We start from the raw sequence: 16,319 nt of genomic DNA, 5'->3' as shown, positions 1-16,319 counted from the left end.
ATGGCACCATGACGTGGCGTCATTGGTGTCCCGCGAAGCGATCTGGCATGGTGCGCCCGGAAGGGCGGCGGGTGCCGTCGGCGAGCGGCCGAGGAGCAGTGCCCCTGATCTGCCGCTTCAGCGGGGTCCTCCACCTGGATCTCGGCGTCGCGACCGCCCTCTCCGCCCGCTCCGGCCGGACGTACGAGAGCGACCGGACGTACGAGACCTCCGTGATGCACAAGGGGTACGAAGTCACCCGGACGCGTTACTCCGCCCCGGTGGGTGAACAGTGGTCCACCTGGTCGCACAGGTCGCCCACCAGCCTGGCCAGCGCTCCCGGCGCCGCCAGCACGCCCAGGTGCCCCCTGCGGGGGACGAGGATGAGCCGTCCGTTCCCGCAGGCGCGCAGGAAGGCGCGTTCGTGCACCCGGAACGGGTCCCGGGTGCCGTTGACCAGCCACACGCGTCCCGGGTAGGAGGCCAGGGCCGTGAGCTGATCCTGGTCGGCGACTGCGTCGACGGCCTGGGGCATCACCTCGCAGAAGACTCCCCCGGCCACCATCGCCTCCCCCACGGGTCCCGGCAGGAGACGGCGAAGGGCGTAGGAGCTGATCCGGTTCGCGAGCGACGGATTCCGGGCGGCGAGCGAGGCGGCGACCCGGTGGGGGCCCGCTGCCGAGCCGAGCGCGGTGCATCCGATCGCCATCAGCCCGGTCACCCGCTCGGGGAAGCGTTCCGCGGTGGCGATGCCGACGTATCCGCCGAGGGAGAGCCCGGCCACGAGCGCCCGGCCGCCAAGGGCGCCGACGGCGTCCGCGACCGCCGACGCCGCCGCGTCCATCGTGAACGGCTCGCCCTGGCGGGTGCCGTGGCCCGGCAGGTCCACGGCCGTCGCGGGACGCCCCAGGCGGGAGAGGTGGGAGATGACGGGGTCCCACATGGTCGCGCTGAGCCGGATGCCGTGGACGAGAACGACGGGGAGCATGGCACGCCTCCAGAGGGTCGTCCCGATCGGGGAGATGACCCGGCCGGGGAGCTGGCGTCGATTAAAACACAACGCACCGTTGCGTTGCTATGAGTCGCTATAGTCGGCCCATGGCACCGCGCAAGGAACAGCAGATCTTCCAGGCCACGCTCGAACTTCTCGCCACCAAGGGATACGAGGGCCTGACGGTGGAAGGGGTCGCCGAGCGGTCGGGGGTGAACAAGACCACGATCTACCGGTGGTGGACATCGAAGGCGGCACTGCTCGCCGCCGCCCTGGTCGAGGCCGACCTGCTCGCGATGGAGCCGCCCGATACCGGCGACCTCAGGGGGGATCTGGAGGCCTTGGTCGGCGGGGTCGCCGCCCTGCTCACCCGTCCTCCCGCCGCCGACGTCGCGGTCGCGGCCCTAGGTGCCGCCGTTCACCACCCCGAGCTCGCCGAGGCGACCCGGCGCTTCTTCGCCGACCGGTTCGCGCGGGAGCAGGCCGTCTTCGACCGTGCGCGGCGGCGCGGCGAGCTGCCCGCCGGGGCCGACCCCATGCTCATCGTCGACCTGCTCGCCGGAGCGGTCTGGCTGCGCGCGGTCTTCCGCGGCCTGCCCCTCGACGACGACTTCGCCGCCCGCGCCGTGAGCACCGTCCTGGACGGCGCCCGCGCCTCCTGACCCGCCCACTGACCCGCTCGTGAAACCGCTCATGAACCTGCTCGCGACCCCGCCCACGAACCCGCTCGTAGATCCGCTCGTGGACCCGCCGCAGAACCCGAGCCCCGCCTCGCGAAGACCCCCGGCCGACCAGACATCGGCCTCCTCCGGCCGGTCTCGCCGGACCAGGTCGGTCTCAGGTGGAGAGCGCGCCCGGGATGCGGTCCAGGATCGGGTAGGGCATGAGCCCGTACGCGTAGAAGTCGACCGCGTCGGCGCCCGAGGCCCGTACGGCGCGAACCTTGGCGGCGAGCCGGTCGGCCGAGTCGGTGTCGGGCAGGCCGGGGCGCAGGACGACCCGCAACTCCTTGTCCTTGCCCGTGGAACGGCGGTAGGCGGCGACGTCGTCGGCCACCCTGGCCACGTCCCGGGCGTAGGCGAGCACGCCGAGCGAGGGCACCAGGTCACCGAGGGCGACCAGGTCGACGCCGAGCTGCCAGGAGTCGTGCGCGGCGAACCCCGGCGAGGGCAGCCCGTCGGTGTACCCCTTCACCGCACCGGTCCCGTCGAGGAAGACGAGACGCGAGCCCTCGTCGGTGACGGCGGTGGAGACCTCGGAGACCAGCGAGGTCACCGTCTCCGAGCGGGCCCGCGCGTAGGCGACCACCTCGGGCCCCGCGTACGCGGTCAGGGCGGCGCGGGTCACCTCGCCCTGGGCGGGAGGATCGCCGTCGAACACGGCGCCCACGATCCTGGAGCACTCCTCGCGCGCCACCTCCGCGTTCACGCCCAGGTCGGCGGCGCGGCGCATGCAGAAACCGCAGAAGCACAGGCCGAGCAGGAAGGCGTCCATCGGCCCGAGCGGGACGAAGCTGCGCTCGTGGTGGTAGCCATGGCCGAAGGTTCCATAGTGCAACGCCTCGGCCACCACGCTGTCGACGCCCTGCCTGGCCACCGCCCGGCCCAGCGCGACCGCGTACCGGCGCACGTCGGGGTGGGAGGGGCACAGGTCGGCGGGCGAGCCGCGGTCGCCGAAGCAGTTGCGTACGGTCACGTCCGGGTTGGCCAGGCCGAGCGTGGTGTTCTGCAGAAAGACGGTCCAGCCGTGCAGGGCGAGCCCGCGTTCGGCGGTGGCCCCGCGCAGGGCGGCCAGCGGCTCGTCCTCGGCGCCGTCCTGGACGGGCGGCACCAGCCGCAGCCCGCCGAACAGGTCGGCGGGCGGCGTGAAGTGCGCGCCGTCGCTGCGGATCGTCACCCGGGGGCGGCCGTGCGGGGTGACGTCGCGGGCACGGTGGTAGGCCGCGGCCACGGTCACGCCCGTCACGCCGTATCCGGTGATCCGGTCGAGGACCGCCTCAAGGCCCTCCCCGCGCACGTCCTCGACGTAGACGTATAGCGAGCTGTCCAAGCCGCCGCCCTCCCACGAAGTCGGTCAGACTCTAACGCGGCTTGTAGGCCACGAAGTCGATCTCGACGAGGATGTCCATCAGGTCCGAGCCGACGGTCGTGCGAACCGGGTACGGGCGGGTGAAATACGACTTGTACACCTCGTTGTAGGCGGCGAAGTCACGCTTGAGGTGCTCCAGGTGCACGGTCGACTTCACCACGTCGTCGAAGCCCAGCCCGTGGGCCGCGAGGATCGCGCCGAGGTTGCGCATCACCTGGTGGGTCTGCTCGGCCACATCGGTCCCGACGACCTCGCCGGTCTCGGGGCTGAGCGGCCCCATGCCCGAGGTGTAGACGAAGTCGCCGACCACGAGACCCTGCGAGTACGCCCCGACGGGCGCCGCGCCCTCGCTCGTCCTCAGCTCCTGCTTGTCGCTCATCTCACCAATCCTCAGCGATGGAAATTTAGAAAAAGGTGTTTATCAGATCGACGACGACATACTCCTCGTCGACCACCGGGATGGTCCGCCACTTGTCGAAGGCGGTGCACGGGTGGGAGATACCGAACGACACCAGGTCGCCCGGCCGCACCGGCGAGCCGGGTGCCGGCCTCAGGAGCGTGTGCTGGTCCTGGACCTTGAGCACCGTCGCGTCCGCGACGGCTCCACGCGGGATCGGCAATCCCTCGTCGAAGGGGGCGTCGCGCTTGCCGAACCCGACCACGGCCAGGCCGGGCTCGGGGACGCTCAGCACGTGCGCCCAGATCTCCAGCGCCGCGCGCAGTTCCCCGTCGATCCGGGTGTACGGGGTGCGCTCGCGGTAGTAGCCGTCGTCGTGGGAGACGTACGCGCCGCTGCGCAGCATCACCCTCGCCTGGCAGGCGGCGAGCTCGCGGCCGATCACGTCGAACCACTGGCTGCCGCCCACCGACAGGATCGGGTCGCGCACCCGCAGGTGCTCCAGCGCCTCCAGCAGCCGGTGCAGGTAGGCCCGTACCTCCTCCGCCGACCCCAGCGAGCCCTCGTATCCCGCGACGCCCGCCAGCTCCACCCCCTCGGCCGCCTGCGCGGCCGAGGCGACCTCCAGCAGCTGGGCGAGCGTACGGCTGCCGCCGCGCCCGCCCTGGTGGCCGAGTTCGGCCAGCACGCGGAACGGCCTGGCTCCCGCGTGCCGGGAGAGCGCCTCGACCCCGGCCGTCGAGTCGACGAAGCACAGGAACTCGAACGCGGGATCCTCGTCCAGCCGGGCGGCGAGGGCGGCCAGCCCCGCCGGGTCGAAGACCTGGTTGGCGAGGACGATCCGGGAGACGCCGAACCCGCGCAGGGTGAGCGCCTGGCTGGGGGTGGCGACCGTCATTCCCCACGCGCCCGCGTCGAGCTGCGCCTTCACCAGCTCGGGCGACATGGTGGTCTTGGCGTGCGGGGCGAAGGTGAGCCCGTACTCGCGGGTGAAGGCCGCGAGGGTCGCGATGTTGTGCTTCAGCGCGCTGCGGTGGGCCACCATCACCGGGAAGGTGAACGCCCCGCCGAACAGTGAGGCTCCCAGCACCGCCCCGGGATCCACGATGCCCTTCACGTCCCGTCCCCCTCTGGTCGCCTGGTGGATTCGACGGCTCGTCGGCCGCCGGATCCGGGCGTGGGAGATCGCATTCCCCTTCGCCGCCCTGAGGACCCTATCCTCACGGCGACCTTTTCAGGGGCGTGCCCGAAGGGCTTCCGGGGGCGGCCCTGGAGAGGGCACCGTTCCTCGAAAGCCCGGCGTCTTGCCGAGGGGTGACGCCGTTTCTCAGGGGCGTAGCGCTCTGCCGGGGGTGGCGCCGGTGAGCGCTCCCGCGGTGAGCACCGGGACCCCGGAGACGAGGACGTCGCCGATCCCGGTGGCCGGGGTGCGCGGGACGGCGTACGTGGCCAGGTCGGCGACCGCGGTGGCGTCCAGGACGACCAGGTCGGCGACCTGGCCGGGACGGACGAGGCCCCGCCCTTCGAGACCGAAGCGGCGGGCCGGGTGCGAGGCGAGGTGGACGACGGCCTGCTCCAGGGTCCAGTCGCCGGTCTCGCGGACGTGGTGGCCGAGCATCCTGGCGAACGCCCCGTAGCCACGGGGGTGGGGGTGGCCGCCGACGTAGATGCCGTCGGAGCCGCCGGTGTGGGCCGCATGGCGCAGGATCGCGCGAACCGACGCCTCACCCTCGGGGCCCTCGTCGGGGCGGGCCGCCACGCATCCGGCCTCCAGCCGGGTGTCGATCAGGATCCTGCGGCAGAACTCCCCCGGCTCCAGCCCGGCCTCGGCCGCGGCGTCGGGCAGCGTCATCCCCTCGGCCCACTCGGCACCGGGTACGTGGGAGAAGGTGATCCTCGGCCAGAGCGTCTCGTCCCACTGGATCGGCTCGGACTCCAGCACCTCCAGCGTGCGCTCGACGTCGGCGGCCGGGACCCACGGCGGCAGCGCGACCATCGCGAGGATCGTGCTGCCCCGCAGGTAGGGGTAGGTGTCGAAGGTCAGGTCGACCCCCATGAGCCGGGCCTCGTCGACGAGCGGCAGGAGCGTGGAGGCCGGGCCGTGGTAGTGCGAGACGTGCACGGCGGCGCCCGAGCGCCGGGCGATGTCGCTCACCTCGGCCATCCCGGCGGGGGCCGCCGCGCCGTACCCGCGCATGTGCGTCACGTACGGCAGGTGGTCCAGCGGTGCGCAGAGCGCGGCGATCTCGGCGGCGTCGGCGTAGCGGCCGGGGGCGTACTCCAGGCCGGTGGAGAGGCCGACGGCGCCCTCCGCCAGGCCGCGTTCGACGCGGGCCAGCATCGCGGCGAGTTCGTCGGCGGTGGCTGCCCGCTCGGCGGCGCCCATCACGTCGTGGCGGATCGTGCCGTGCGGCAGCAGGTACGCGGTGTTCAGCGCGGTCGCCCGGTCGTAGCCCGCGAGCAGCTCCGCCACGCCGATCGGCCCGTCGGCCGAGGGGTGGACGCCGTTGACGGCGGCGAAGTAGCGGGTCGCGTAGGCGAAGGTCTCCGGAGTGGTGGAGGGTGCGAAGGAGAGCCCGTCCTGGCCGAGGACGAACGTGGTCACGCCCTGGCGGAGCGCGGCGAACTGCACGTCCTTGTCGAAGACGAGGGCGTCACCGTGGGCGTGGCAGTCGACGAGGCCGGGCATGACGTGGCGCCCGGCGGCCTCGACGACGGTCGCGGCGTCCGCGCCCTCCAGGCGGCCCACGGCGGTGATCCGGTCTCCGTTGACACCGACGTCGGCCCGGTGAGCCGGAGCCCCGGTACCGTCGAGCACCCAGCCATCCCTGATCAACACATCGAACGACATGCGGGGATTCAATCACCCGAAAGGTCTGCGCCGCATCCAGCGCTCGTCTTCGTTCTCCCTGCCGCTGTCCCGGATTTCCCCGGTTCTAGGTATGGGAGGAATTTGGGCCCCCCATCCCCTTGACCGTAGCGTGTCAGGGATGGCGCCATCTTTCCCTAGTTAGGAACCTTTCCTAACTAGATGATCGCAGAGAGGGCACCCCTGTGCACGCGAGACCGCGCCTCGAACGCCTCCAACGCCCCTCGCCCGTCCTCGCCCTGGCACTGGCGTCGGCACTGATCGCATCGCTGTTCGTACTGGCGGCACCGGCCGGCTTCGCCGCCGACTCCCTGCTCTCCCGTGGCCGCCCGGCCACCGCCTCCTCCACCGAGGACTCCACCCTGCTTCCCGGCGCCGCCTTCGACGGCAACACCGCCACCCGCTGGGCCTCCGCCGAGGGCCAGGACCCCCAGTGGATCCGCGTCGACCTCGGCGCCTCCGCCACCGTCTCCCGGGTCAAGCTGACCTGGGAGGCCGCGTACGGGAAGTCGTACCGCATCGAGGTCTCGCCCAACGGCTCCACCTGGACGTCGGTCTACTCGACCACCACCGGCGACGGCGGCGTCGACGACCTGACCCTCTCGGGCACCGGCCGCTACGTGCGGATGTACGGGACCGCGCGGGGCACCGTGTACGGCTACTCGCTGTACGAGATGGAGGTCTACGGCAGCACGGGCGGCACGACCCCGAGCCCCACCCCCACGGCCACCCCGTCCCCCGGCGCCCCCGGCGTGCCGTTCGGCTCCCACAAGATCCCCTACGCGGCCGGGATGCTGCGCCCGACCGGAACCCAGGCGACGCTCGACCAGAAGGTGGTCGACTACTACCGGCGCTGGAAGGCCGCCTTCGTCAAGCAGAACTGCGGCAACGGCTGGTACCAGATCATCTCCCCCGACGCCGACCACCCGTACGTGGCCGAGGCGCAGGGCTACGGCATGGTCATCACCGCCACGATGGCCGGGGCCGACCCGGACGCGAAGAAGATCTTCGACGGCCTGGTGAAGTACGTCCTGGCCCACCCGTCGTCGATCACCCCCGGCCTGCTCGCCGCCGAGCAGAACACCGCCTGCCAGAGCGTCAACGGCGGCGACTCCGCCACCGACGGCGACCTGGACGTGGCCTACGGCCTGCTCCTGGCCGACCGGCAGTGGGGAAGCACCGGCACCTACAACTACCGGCAGCTCGCGATCAACCACATCAACGCGATCAAGGCCGGTGAGGTCAACCCGACCACCAAGCTGATGAAGCTCGGCGACTGGAGCAGCTCCGGCGACCAGTACTACTGGATCAGCCGCTCCTCGGACTGGATGATCGATCACTTCAGGGCGTTCCGCAAGGCCACCGGCGACACGACCTGGGACACCGTCCGCACCAACCACCAGAACCTGATCGCCTCCCAGCAGTCGACCTACGCGCCGAACACCGGCCTGCTGGCCGACTTCGTCGTCAACACCAACACCACCCCCAAGCCCGCGCCGGGTGAGGTCCTGGAGTCCGCCAACGACGGCAAGTTCTGGTGGAACGCCTGCCGTGACCCGTGGCGGATCGGCAACGACGCGGTGACCAGCGGCGACGCCAAGTCCCTCGCCGCCGCACGCAAGCTCAACACCTGGATCAAGGGCAAGACCGGCGGCAACCCGAACAACATCGCGATCGGCTACTCCCTCAACGGCACCCAGATCTCCAGCGGCAGCGCGCCGGCCCACTTCGCCCCGTTCGCGGTGGCGGCGATGACCGACTCCGGCAGCCAGGCCTGGCTGGACGCCCTGTGGAACAAGATGCTCAACACCCCGTTCACCGCGAACGACTACTACTCGACCAGCGTCCAGCTCCAAGTCATGATCACCGTAACCGGCAACCACTGGGTGCCCTGACCCTCACCCGAACTAAAGCGGCCCTCGCCTTCCAGCGAGGGCCGCCTACTAGCGCGGGCCGCGCAAACGCCCGCCACTGGTTCAGGGCAGGATCGCACACAGAGCGGTCGTGCGGACCGTGACCGGCCAGGTGTTGTGATTGCTGGCCCGATAGCCCCAGGTGTTTTCCAGTTTGCCGTCTTGGCCCATGCTCAAGCCCAGGTAGCCCACCGCCATGTTGTCCTCAAGGTACCAGTGGTCGGCACGCCCATACATGTACCCTCCGCTAATGGGCACTTTGCCTTCCGGGCAGGTGATTGTGGCGCTTTTCTGTGCACCGGCGGGGAACGTGACGTCGCGCGTGACTACCTCCAGCCCGGAGATACCCACTTCTCCCTTGGGTCCAGCCGGGCCGCTGTCGCCCGCCGGCCCAGCTGGACCGGCGGGGCCCGACTGGTTCCAGGAGATCTGCCGCTCAGTGGCCAGGCACCTGCCAGGGGACGCCGTAGTGGTGGGAGCGGGGGCGAGCATGGTCTCGCCGGGCGAGGGGGAGGCCGGCGGGATCCGTACCGCCCCGTTCGTGCTCACGCATGCTGTGATCACCTCGCTGGTGTCCGCCGCTCCCGCGACGGCGATCCCCGATCCGCCGACGACCAGCCCCAGCACCGCGCCGATGGCCAGTGACCCCTTGCTTACCCTCACCACTGTCTCCTTCCAGACGACGATGATCCGCCGCATTCGTGTCAAGGATCGTTCGGATCACTGGGAATCCTCTTGTGGCTGGCTGCAACGCCATCGAGACCCGGTAGACCCAAAACCCGGCCGTACCGGTCGGTAACTTGCGGGAACCTGCATGGGTGTAGCTCTTTCTCAGCGTGTTGTTTGACCTCCGAGATCACGTTTGGCTGTGAGGGACTTCGGTCGCTTGTTGACTTTCCCCAGTTCGTGGCGGGGAGCGCGGCGCTGGTTGCGGGAACCGGGCGGACGTCCCGGGCCGGGCTTGCCGGGTTTGGGCGCACGGGCCGGACATGACGTTGCCGGACGGATGTTGCGAAACCCCCGCCGTACCCGAGCCGGACTCAGCCGCCCGGGCAGGACAGGTCTCTCCCACGGACGGCGCAGGTCCTCCACCAAATACCGGGCCAGGCACAGTTGGGTGTAGACGGCGATGATCAGCCAGGTCCAGCGGTCGGCCGCCTCAGCGCTGCGGATCTTCGGCGCGGTCCAGCCCAGGGTCTGCTTGAAGAACCGGAACGTATGCTCCAGGTCGAATCTGCGCAGGAACGCCTGCCACAGCAGGTCGATCCGGGCGGCCGGCAGGCCCAGGGCCGAGGACCACAGCCACACCGGCCGGGGATGGGCATCGCCCGGCAGCCGTTCCACGCTCAGCCGGATCAGCGTGCCCTCGATGATCGGTAATTCGCCGTCGTGGTCGATCCAGGCGGCCCGGCGAGTGAGCTGATGATGCAGCCGGTCCCATGCGGTCGCGATCGCTGTGCCGTAGCGCGTCGCCCGGGTCGAGGTGGCCTGGTCCGGGCTGTGCCAGGTCGACGGGTCGACGAAGCGGAACACGCCGCCGTGCTTAGGCGGACGGCCCCCGGCGGGGCCGGCCAGAAAGTGCCACGCGGGTTTCGTTCGTGAGCCTTATGCGCAGGTCAGCACACGGCCCAGGTCCTGGGCCGAGTCCGCCAGCGTTGACGTCGGCCCCGTTCCGGCGAGCTCGATGCGGTCGGCGACACGGAGCAGCAGGTTGACCGTACGCGCCGAGGCGATCTCGCTCGCCTGTGCCATCACCTCCACGATGACCGGCTCGGCCTCCTGCCACGCTTGTGCGTGTACGAGGCCGTTGAGCAGTTGGGCCCCGCAGTTATAGCGAGAACGTCCCCGCGTCAGGTGATGCTCGTAAGCCTCCGTAAGCGGGATGACAGCCTTGCCCCACTCGCCCAGCTCCGCGTAGGCCATCCCCTGATGCCCGGCCAACTCGGCCTCGTCCATCCACCACGACCAGTACGGATCGCGAGCGCCGATGCTTTCGGTGAGCGCGGACCGTGCCCGATGGAGCGCTTCGAACCCCCGCGTCCCGTCACCCAGTGCGGCGAGCGCCCGACCTCGCCGTACCTGGAATATCGCTTCGACACGAGGAGGGAGATCACCACCGGCGAGCACGTCGTCGGCGATCCGCAACGTCTCGTGCGGGCGACGCTGGAACTGGGACAGCATCGAGAGATGGGCCAGTTCCAGCAGTTCCATACTGCGATCTCCCGCGAGACGGGAGAGCATCATCGCCTCGTGGATGATCTGACGTGAGACATCCTGCCGATCGGCGTCATGGGCCTGCCAGGCGGCGATCTCTCCGGCCTCTCCGGCGGCGGCTTCGAGGTCTCGCTCGACGGTCGCGGTGAAGTTTCCTGCGGCGAGTTTGGCACTGGCGGTTCGGAAGACCCGCACTGCGAGGGGGAAGATCTCGTTTCCCCCGTACGCGGTGTCCAGCGCGACAAGCGCCTGCCCGGTGGTCCGGAGCGTCATCACATAGTCCGCGTCGGCCGGTCGGCCGTCTATGACAAATGGATCAAGCGCCTCGATGCCCAGTGATGCCGATGCATCTGGACGAATAGGAACGTTCTCCTCAAACAATTCGGTTTCCCTGAAACCAAACACCCGGCAGTACAGCGTGAGATAAGGCTCCCTGGGCCGGTGTTTCCCCGCTTCCCATCCCTTGATCGATCGCACCAGCGACTCCCTGGTCGGGAGGCGCTCGCGGGTCCACTCGTCAGCCGCTTCGGCCAGGCGTTTGGCCATCTCTTTTTGCGACCAAAGCCGGGCGCACCGCTCTTCGCGGAGTCGAACAGCCCATACTGGAAGCTTTTTCATCACGCACCTAGGGCCGAAGGGAAACGCCGATCCCTTTATTTTCCCCCAGCACCACCTACCGATGCACAGGTTTACCGCGTGTGATGGACAGAGAATTCAAACAGGCGGGACCCGAAGGTGCTCAGCAATCACCCCGCCTTCGTACTGGCCATCCAGCCCGTACGGCATCCCCTCCGTGTCTTTGCCCACCTCATGAAACGGGCTCGTCCATCACTGCGAACGATCGGACAAGCCCGTTATCGGATGGAGGTCCAATCAGTGAACGAGGCCAAATCCACCCACCCTGTATCCACCATCCCCGGCTGGCGGTTGATTCTCAGTGATGCCGGGCGGCTATGGGCCAGCCGGGAGGAGCCCTTCCCTTCGGTCGCATTCCACGCCGGTGCCGAGCGGACCGTCGACGCCGACAGCCTGGAGGCCCTGCGGGCCGAGACCGAACGGCAGGAGGCCATCGCGCGGGAGGCGCAGGCCGGGCAGGTGATCTCATGATTCGCCGCTGCCTGTCCGCAGCCCGGGGGCGTCACCGCGACGGCCAGGCCGTCATCGCGGTCCCGCGCTACACCTGGGACCACGAAGCCCGAGCCGAAGCCGCGATGCTGCAGGCCACCCGCCCAGGCTGGTCGGTGCTCTACGGCACCGGAAGCCGCCTCTTCCACGCCATCGCCACCTGGCCCACCCCCGAACCTTTGATCATCTGCGACCGGACCCTGGAGGGGTTGAAGACCCAGATGTACGAGGCAGAAACGACCGTCCTCCACCGCTGGGCACTCACCTCCAGCTCAGCCAGCATCGGCCACTTCTGATGAACGGGCACGACGGCCCTCTCGCATGACTACCAAGAGAGCCGCCAACTAACGTCATGCTGTCTTGACGTCAAGGAGGCTTGACGTCAAGACAGCATGACGAAATACTCGACCCATGGCGACTCCAGAGGATCTTGAACGTCGGTTCACGCTGCTGACCGCGACCGTGCGCTACGACGCGCTACGCACCCGTGAGGCCCTGGCCGCACCGGCCGACGAGGACGACTCCGAGCTCGCGCCACTCGACCCCGGCGCCGAGCCCCTGACCCGGGGTGAGGCGCTGGAGCTCCTCGCGCTGGGTGAGGTGATCGCGCGGAAGGCGGGCTACGGACGTCAGCTCTCCGTACGCTCCGCCCGCCGGGCAGGCGCCTCGTGGTCGCAGATCGGTGCCGCGCTGGGGACCAGCAAGCAGGCCGCGTGGGAGGCCCACAACCGGTGGATCGACGAGCAGACCGGGGAACGCGACGGTCACTGGGGCTGGAACGAGGACGACGCGGCGGCCGCGCGCACGCTCGCCGGCGACCCGGAAGGCGCGGAGACGAAGTGAACAAGGCCGCCGTCCGCCCTTTCGTCCGTGACATCGCGTAGACCGACCTGGACGACCTGGCCCGCCCTGTCCGGCGACTCGCCGAACGGGTGCGGGCCACCGGTGGACGAATCGCCCGGCCCGGCGGCCCTCGAATCCCTCAGTCCTGGTCGGGGATCTCCAGGCGGGAGATCGTCTGCGGGCAGGAAACGGTGCTGAGCACCGGTCGCTGGGCCAGCAGGTCCCTCGCCTCGCGGCGGGCCAGGTTCCAGCCGTTCCACGAATCGGGTCCGGCGAGGTCGTTGGCCGCGACCACATCCCGCAGGACGCAACTGCGGGACGGCTCGGGCAGCCGGTCCAGGGCGGGCACGGCCTCCGCGCCGAGGTCGCCCAGGTATTCGAGGTCGACCCGCTCCACGCCCCGTACGGCGATCTGGGTCTCCGCGACCCGCAGGTCGGGGTTCCACACCGCGAACGCCAGCAGCGAGGCGCTCGTCATCAGCACCAGGGTTCTGGGCATCCAGCGCGCGTGCCCGCGCCCGGTGAGCCGGGCCGCGCCCGCGGCGAGGACCAGCGCGAAGACCCCGCCCAGCCACAGCACCGTCGCCGACACCGAGGCCCGCAGCCGGGAGAGCCCGTAGGCGTCCGCGTACAGGTCCAGGCGGTGCAGCGCGGAGAACAGGATCACCAGGGTGAGCACGCAGAGCACGCCGAGCAGTCCGGCCATCAGCCAGCGGTCGGAGCCCTTGAGATCCAGCGTCCCCGAGGCGACCGCGACGATGGCGAGTACGAACACGCTGACGACGACGAGCTGGAAGAACCCGGAACGCGCGTACTCCGCGTAGGTCAGCCCGGTGGCGGAGACCACCCACCGGGTGGAGCCGAACAGCACGGTGAGCTGCATCCCCACGAACGTGGCGAACAGCAGGTTGAGCGCCGTCAGCGGGGTCACCCAGAGACCGCGACCGACCGTGACCTTCAGGTCGGGAGCCTTCGGCTCGGCCACGGGTCGCAGCCCGACCAGCACGGCGGAGGCGACCACGCACGCGAAGACGACGAAGAGGAAGATACGCAGCGGTAGCGACTCCGCCCACTCCTGCGCGCTGAACACCCGCTCGACGGCCTCGGCGAAGACCGCGTCCGCCGAGACGAACAGCGCCCCGAACACCGCCAGCAGCACGACGGTCAGCCCACCCCCCAGCAGCAGGGGCATCACCCGGCGACGGGACGCGAGGCCCTTCAGCCTCGCCCCGAGGAACCACGGCACCGGCAGCAGGCCCAGGATCACCGACGCGCCGCCCCTGATCACCCCCAGCCAGCCGCGCCCGGCCCCCGACAGAGCGAGCGCGGCCGTCAGGAACCCGGCCAGCAGCAGGATGCCGACCAGCCAGTCCGCGTCCCTGAACATCACCGTCGCGACCAGCCCGTAGGCGATCGCCCCCATCCCCGCCGACCACGGGGTGATCCTCCTGCGCACCGCGGGGATCGTCGCCGCCCCCATCGCCGCGGACACCAGCACGAGCCCCAGCCCGGCCCTGCTGTACGGCACCGCGACCGCGGCGAGCAGTCCGACGGCGGCGGACACCGGCAGCACCCACCGGGGGGTGTCCGGCAGCTCGGGGCGGGGGAAGACCGGCGGCGCCTTGTACCCTCCAGGAGCCCCGGGGCCGTTGTAGCCTCCGGGCGCCCCGGGACCGCTCCCCCCGCCCTGCCGGGAGACCGCCGACGGACCCGTCGGTGACCCCGTCGGTGACCCCGTCGGTGAGCCTGTCGGTGAGCCTGTCGCCCCTTCCCCGACTCCCGTCGCCCGCGCCTCGCCTTCCCGCCGGGGAGCTCCCGGGCCCGCTGCGCGTCGTGCGGTGGGCTTTCGCTCCTCAGGCCGGTGCGGGAGCGGTTCGACGGAGGCCAGGAAATCGGTGGTGGGGGTGGTGGCGCCGATGACCGTGCCGACGAACGCGCCGATGGCGAAGAGGACGGATCCGGCGAAAGCGGCCAGCAGGGCGTCGAGGGTCGCGAGGGCGATGCCCACGATCACCCCGCACACCAACCCCGCGATACCGCCGAGGAAGACCCCGGAGAACGCTCCCGGCCAGTTCCGCATCACGACCGGCCTCTGACGCGCGCTCTCGTCCCTGGCGAGCACGGGTCGTGGAGGGTACGGCTGCGGGGAGGGTCGTACGGGAGGAGGCGGGGCGGCGGCTCCGAGGTCAAGGGCGGCAGGCGCCGGCCCCGACCCCGACCTTGGTCCCGGCCCCGACTCCGACTCCGACCCCGGTCCCGACTTCGACCCCGGTCCCGGAGAAGCGGGCACCTGTCCGGCCGCGACCGTCTCAGGGACTTCGGGCGTACGACCGCTCTCCACCGGTTCGACCGGCTCCCTGGATTCGACGGCCACGGAACCCTGATCGGCCCCGGACGCCCGACCGGCTTCCACCGGTTCGTCGGACACGACAGTCGCGGCGACCCCGGTGACCCCGGTGACCTCGGTGACCTCGACGGTCTCGCGGCGTCCGGACGACGGACCCGCCACGAGTGGGACGGACGACGTGGAGGCCACGAGCGACACCGACGGCGTACCGGCCACGGACGGAAGCGGCGGCGTGGAGGTCTCGGACAGGACCGACGGCGTACCGGCCGCGAGCGGGACCGGTGGCGCGGAGGCTGCGAGACCCGCGGGTTCTGCGGGCTCCGTGGGAGCCTCGCTCGAAGGCTCCTCGCCCCGGGCGGCGTCCTCCCCCGAGGGGATGGAGTCCTTGGCGGGGAGGGACGGGGGGTTCATCTCGATCCTTTCGGGAAGGTCGGCCACGATGTGGCAACCGACACCGTCGTCTACGTGGATGGAGCCGCCGTGGAGTTCGACGATCTCCTTGGTGATGGCCAGGCCCAGCCCGGCGCCGCCGTCGTCGGCGGCCCGGCCCGCGTCCAGGCGGGAGAAGCGCTCGAACGCCCGTGCCCGGTCCTCGACCGCGATCCCCGGTCCCTGGTCGCTCACTCTCAGCCGGACCCCCTCTCCCCTGGCCGTGGCCGCCAGCACCACCGCCCCGCCCGCGGGGCTGTGGCGCACCGCGTTGTCCAGCAGGTTGGCGAGGACCTGTGCGAGCAGGTCGGGATCGGCGCGCAGGCTCAGGCCCTCGGGGACCTCGCAGCGCGCCACCACCCCCTCCCGCGCGAGTACGGCCTCCCGCAGGGCCTGCTCGCACAGCGGACGCAGCTCGACGTCCTCGCGCTCGATGAGCCGTGCCCCGGACTCCAGGCGGGACAGGTCGAGCAGTTGCGCGACCAGGCGGCCCAGCCGCTCGGTCTGGGCGAGCGCGGTGCCGAGGGTGACGGGATCGGGCTCTGAGACCCCGTCGACCACGTTCTCCAGCACCGCACGGAGCGCGGTGATCGGCGTACGGAGCTCGTGGCTGACGTTCGCCACCAGCTCACGCCGCTGCCGGTCCACCTCCCCCAGGTCGGCGGCCATCGCGTTGAAGGCACGGGCGAGCTCGCCGACCTCGTCACGGGAGGACGCGGTGACCCGCAGGCCGTACCGGCCCTTCGCGATGGTCTGCGCGGCGGCGGCCATCTCGCGCAGCGGCTTGGTCATGCCCCGCCCGAGCAGCTGCACCATGATCAGCGCGAACACCACGGCCACCGCGACGCGCACGTCGCGCGAGTAGCCGGCGTTGATGCCGACCTCGTTGACGACGAACGCCGTCACCACGGCCAGCAGGATCACCATTCCGAGCTTTACCTTGATCCGGCCCAGGAAGTCGAGAGGTCTCAATGGTCGGCGCGTCCCGGTGTTGGAGTGGAAGGGCACATGAGTGTCTGAGTGACGGAGAGGGCGATCGGTTCTCCTCCGGGCGCGAGCACCGTTTCCAAGGCGCGCGGAAACCGCCGTTCTGGCCGTACACGAGCGTGGGTCCGTGGCACCGC

The 16,319-nt window shown here is 70.7% G+C and carries 14 protein-coding genes; 5 read left to right on the top strand and 9 right to left on the bottom strand.

Annotation, left to right across the window (positions count from 1 at the left end):
- Positions 1–247: 247 nt before the first annotated feature.
- On the bottom strand, positions 248–967 hold the full coding sequence (locus ACIBH4_RS18280; protein ID WP_362504365.1) for an alpha/beta hydrolase: 720 nt from the start codon (positions 965–967) through the stop codon (positions 248–250).
- A 110-nt stretch (positions 968–1,077) separates the two neighbouring features.
- Between ACIBH4_RS18280 and ACIBH4_RS18275 the strand changes: the two genes are divergently transcribed.
- Positions 1,078–1,632: a TetR/AcrR family transcriptional regulator gene (locus ACIBH4_RS18275; RefSeq protein ID WP_362504362.1), complete on the top strand. Its 555-nt coding sequence runs from the start codon at positions 1,078–1,080 to the stop codon at positions 1,630–1,632.
- A gap of 175 nt (positions 1,633–1,807) precedes the next feature.
- On the opposite strand, the gene ACIBH4_RS18270 is transcribed toward ACIBH4_RS18275, so the two are convergent.
- The 4 genes from ACIBH4_RS18270 to ACIBH4_RS18255 form a co-directional block, all read right to left on the bottom strand.
- Positions 1,808–3,019 (bottom strand): hypothetical protein, encoded by a 1,212-nt coding sequence (locus ACIBH4_RS18270; protein ID WP_362504359.1) that lies wholly within the window; start codon positions 3,017–3,019, stop codon positions 1,808–1,810.
- 31 nt (positions 3,020–3,050) lie between these two features.
- Complete coding sequence (locus tag ACIBH4_RS18265) at positions 3,051–3,437, bottom strand: Rid family detoxifying hydrolase (protein ID WP_362504357.1); 387 nt, start codon at positions 3,435–3,437, stop codon at positions 3,051–3,053.
- Positions 3,438–3,462: 25 nt separating this feature from the next.
- A complete protein-coding gene (locus ACIBH4_RS18260; protein ID WP_362504355.1) occupies positions 3,463–4,572 on the bottom strand; it encodes an alanine racemase in 1,110 nt (369 codons plus the stop codon).
- A 210-nt stretch (positions 4,573–4,782) separates the two neighbouring features.
- Positions 4,783–6,306, bottom strand: coding sequence for an amidohydrolase family protein (locus ACIBH4_RS18255; protein WP_362504352.1), 1,524 nt, complete (start codon positions 6,304–6,306; stop codon positions 4,783–4,785).
- Between the two features lie 203 nt (positions 6,307–6,509).
- Here ACIBH4_RS18255 and ACIBH4_RS18250 point away from each other — a divergent pair, with 203 nt between their 5' ends.
- On the top strand, positions 6,510–8,219 hold the full coding sequence (locus ACIBH4_RS18250) for a glycosyl hydrolase family 8 (RefSeq protein WP_362504349.1): 1,710 nt from the start codon (positions 6,510–6,512) through the stop codon (positions 8,217–8,219).
- Positions 8,220–8,300: 81 nt separating this feature from the next.
- Here ACIBH4_RS18250 and ACIBH4_RS18245 read toward each other — a convergent pair whose 3' ends face one another.
- The 3 genes from ACIBH4_RS18245 to ACIBH4_RS18235 all read right to left on the bottom strand — a co-directional run bounded on the left by ACIBH4_RS18245 (position 8,301) and on the right by ACIBH4_RS18235 (position 10,997).
- Complete coding sequence (locus ACIBH4_RS18245) at positions 8,301–8,900, bottom strand: hypothetical protein (protein ID WP_362504347.1); 600 nt, start codon at positions 8,898–8,900, stop codon at positions 8,301–8,303.
- A 168-nt stretch (positions 8,901–9,068) separates the two neighbouring features.
- On the bottom strand, positions 9,069–9,770 hold the full coding sequence (locus ACIBH4_RS18240; protein WP_362504345.1) for a hypothetical protein: 702 nt from the start codon (positions 9,768–9,770) through the stop codon (positions 9,069–9,071).
- Between the two features lie 72 nt (positions 9,771–9,842).
- Positions 9,843–10,997: a hypothetical protein gene (locus ACIBH4_RS18235; RefSeq protein WP_362504342.1), complete on the bottom strand. Its 1,155-nt coding sequence runs from the start codon at positions 10,995–10,997 to the stop codon at positions 9,843–9,845.
- A gap of 330 nt (positions 10,998–11,327) precedes the next feature.
- Here ACIBH4_RS18235 and ACIBH4_RS18230 point away from each other — a divergent pair, with 330 nt between their 5' ends.
- The 3 genes from ACIBH4_RS18230 to ACIBH4_RS18220 all read left to right on the top strand — a co-directional run bounded on the left by ACIBH4_RS18230 (position 11,328) and on the right by ACIBH4_RS18220 (position 12,419).
- Entirely contained in the window at positions 11,328–11,558 is a 231-nt protein-coding gene (locus tag ACIBH4_RS18230; protein WP_362504339.1) for a hypothetical protein, read from the top strand.
- Positions 11,555–11,872, top strand: a complete 318-nt coding sequence (locus ACIBH4_RS18225; RefSeq protein ID WP_362504336.1) for a hypothetical protein — start codon at positions 11,555–11,557, stop codon at positions 11,870–11,872. The genes ACIBH4_RS18230 and ACIBH4_RS18225 overlap by 4 nt, the downstream gene beginning before the upstream one ends.
- Before the next feature lie 115 nt (positions 11,873–11,987).
- Positions 11,988–12,419: a hypothetical protein gene (locus tag ACIBH4_RS18220; RefSeq protein ID WP_362504333.1), complete on the top strand. Its 432-nt coding sequence runs from the start codon at positions 11,988–11,990 to the stop codon at positions 12,417–12,419.
- 139 nt (positions 12,420–12,558) lie between these two features.
- On the opposite strand, the gene ACIBH4_RS18215 is transcribed toward ACIBH4_RS18220, so the two are convergent.
- The gene (locus ACIBH4_RS18215; protein WP_399172428.1) at positions 12,559–16,122 is read right to left on the bottom strand and encodes a DUF4153 domain-containing protein; all 3,564 of its coding nucleotides are present in this window, start codon (positions 16,120–16,122) and stop codon (positions 12,559–12,561) included.
- Between the last annotated feature and the right edge of the window lie 197 nt (positions 16,123–16,319).

The sequence above is a fragment of the Streptosporangium sp. NPDC050284 genome (assembly GCF_044459525.1).
GTDB lineage: Bacteria > Actinomycetota > Actinomycetes > Streptosporangiales > Streptosporangiaceae > Streptosporangium.
Note: the sequence above shows the minus strand (reverse complement) of the source record. Positions and strands in the feature narration are given on the sequence as shown.

Coding starts and splice junctions, on each gene's coding strand:
- ACIBH4_RS18220 (WP_362504333.1), top strand. CDS start 11,988: ATGGCGACTCCAGAGGATCTTGAACGTCGGTTCACGCTGCTGACCGCG.
- ACIBH4_RS18215 (WP_399172428.1), bottom strand. CDS start 16,122: ATGGTGATCCTGCTGGCCGTGGTGACGGCGTTCGTCGTCAACGAGGTC.
- ACIBH4_RS18275 (WP_362504362.1), top strand. CDS start 1,078: ATGGCACCGCGCAAGGAACAGCAGATCTTCCAGGCCACGCTCGAACTT.
- ACIBH4_RS18235 (WP_362504342.1), bottom strand. CDS start 10,997: ATGGCCAAACGCCTGGCCGAAGCGGCTGACGAGTGGACCCGCGAGCGC.
- ACIBH4_RS18265 (WP_362504357.1), bottom strand. CDS start 3,437: ATGAGCGACAAGCAGGAGCTGAGGACGAGCGAGGGCGCGGCGCCCGTC.
- ACIBH4_RS18255 (WP_362504352.1), bottom strand. CDS start 6,306: ATGTCGTTCGATGTGTTGATCAGGGATGGCTGGGTGCTCGACGGTACC.
- ACIBH4_RS18225 (WP_362504336.1), top strand. CDS start 11,555: ATGATTCGCCGCTGCCTGTCCGCAGCCCGGGGGCGTCACCGCGACGGC.
- ACIBH4_RS18280 (WP_362504365.1), bottom strand. CDS start 967: ATGCTCCCCGTCGTTCTCGTCCACGGCATCCGGCTCAGCGCGACCATG.